This is a genomic window from Microvirga sp. HBU67558 (assembly GCF_018069605.1).
In the GTDB taxonomy this organism is placed as follows: domain Bacteria; phylum Pseudomonadota; class Alphaproteobacteria; order Rhizobiales; family Beijerinckiaceae; genus Microvirga; species Microvirga terrae.
Window position 1 is genome coordinate 1 of the sequence record NZ_JAGPUP010000343.1, and the last position, 1,857, is coordinate 1,857.

Consider the following 1,857-nt stretch of genomic DNA (forward strand, 5'->3'; position numbering starts at 1 on the left):
CCCCCCCCTGAGCATGTTCGTGTCGGCATTGTAACGGTCTTGTTCTGGTTTCTATCCTCTCGCGACCCGGCCGCCAATGCTACTGCATGATTATCCCCATCGCGGGAATAGATGCTGGGCTTCGACCGTTAACGTAACTTGTGTTGGTCAGATTACCTAGGCGGTATGGCAATGGGGCCTACGACCGCAGCAGGTTGGGGGGCGTCTATCAAGTCATGAAAACCGCAGCAGAATACAGAAAGCACGCTGAAGAGTGTCGGGTACTCGCCAAGCAGATGCCTGAGGGGGAACAGCGCAATCAGCTTCTGGAGATGGCTAGAACCTGGGACACCCTGGCTGCAGAGCGGGAAAGGTTGGTCCGAAACCAATCCGAACTCGACACCGCGGAAGAGTCGAGCAAGGCTCGCATGTCCTCGATCCGCCAGTCATAGGACAGGCCCGTGCCGCGCTACTTCTTCGACACCTACGATGGAAACCAGTTCGTCCCGGACTCCAATGGACTTGAACTGCCGGATCTCGCGGCAGCTAAACGCGAGGCGCAAAGGGCCTTGGCGGATATCGCGAGAGATGCACTTCCTGACGACGACCAGCGAACGTACTTCATCTCTGTCAAAAACGAGGCTGGACAGATGGTGCTGCGGGCTGGCCTCACCCTCTTTGTCGAAACCATCGTCGGAACTTCAGCCGCATAGTCCTCAGATTGATACAGGTACCCTCCCGATGAAGTCACGCCCAACGGAGACCGGATGTCCGGAGACCAGATTGCCCTGACCTCGATCATTGTGATCGGGGTCTTCGCCCTACTTTTCGCGTTCGTCGTGAGCCAAAAGAAGCCCCCACGTAAGGGGCCGTAAGTCCGGATAACACCAGTCTTGGCATCTCAAAGTTGCGAGGGAGAACAGGCTACCAGAGGAACCGGCCATTGCTGTATGGATCGAACGACAAATTGAAGAAGAGGTATCCGACTACCAATGTCAGGATGCCCACACACAGAAGAGCGAGAAGGAGCAGGATGATGCGGGTCCTTCTCTCGTTGCTGAATAAGGCATCGTGCTCATCTGGCATGGGTTTACCCCGAGCTTGCCTAGTTTTATCAGCCTCACGGGCGCGAGCGAAGATAATCCAGAATTTCCGATAACCTCAGTATGGAATGAGCTAGCTGCGCCTCGAATGGCTCTACAGACGAATGATGTGGTAGCCGAAGAGGAAGAGCACGGCGAATGCCAGGATTATGAGCCAAATCAGGCCCACGCGCGTGGTCTTTTCGTGCTGCGACAGCCGGGCCTCAATGCTCTCCAGCTTTTGCAGCTTCTCACGCATTTCACGATCAACGTCACTCATTATGCCGTGTGTAAAAGATTACACGAAGCTTGTCCTTGCAGAACTGCAAGCTTTTCTTTCGCAAATGCCAGTGTAATCGATCCTCAATTAAGCAAGGATTCAGCCGCAATTTGGTCTAATCCTCAATATGAAAGGCGTCGTCCCCCGGAATCACTATTAAGTTTGCGGAAAATTCTCAAAGCCTCGGACACTCTGGCCGGAGCGGTCGGAACACTTGCGGCCGGTAACGTAGGCGCTGCCACCGTCCTCGGACGGATCATGAAAGATCCCTTTGTTGGGCTCATGATCCTCATGGACCTTGAGAGCATTGGCTTACGGGGCGAGGCAATCTGGCGGCTTTATCGAGATGCCCACAACATGAAGCTGGAGAGTTTCATCCAGCACGTCAAAGCTCAGGCGGGCGAGGCGCCCCCGGGGGTTGGTCCTGATGCCGTGAAGATGAAGGCGTAGGTGGACCTGCCCCCAGATGTGATCCACGGCTTATGCAACTTTCCGGGCTAGGTAAGTTTGTCGGGC

Annotated in this window: 2 protein-coding genes; both read left to right on the plus strand. The window is 55.0% G+C overall.

What is annotated here, in order from left to right; all coding sequences use genetic code 11:
* Nucleotides 1-440 precede the first annotated feature (440 nt).
* A complete protein-coding gene (locus KBI52_RS01685) occupies nucleotides 441-692 on the plus strand; it encodes a hypothetical protein (RefSeq protein WP_210804897.1) in 252 nt (83 codons plus the stop codon).
* Between the two features lie 358 nt (nucleotides 693-1,050).
* Entirely contained in the window at nucleotides 1,051-1,791 is a 741-nt protein-coding gene (locus KBI52_RS01690) for a hypothetical protein (protein ID WP_210804899.1), read from the plus strand.
* Nucleotides 1,792-1,857 lie beyond the last annotated feature (66 nt).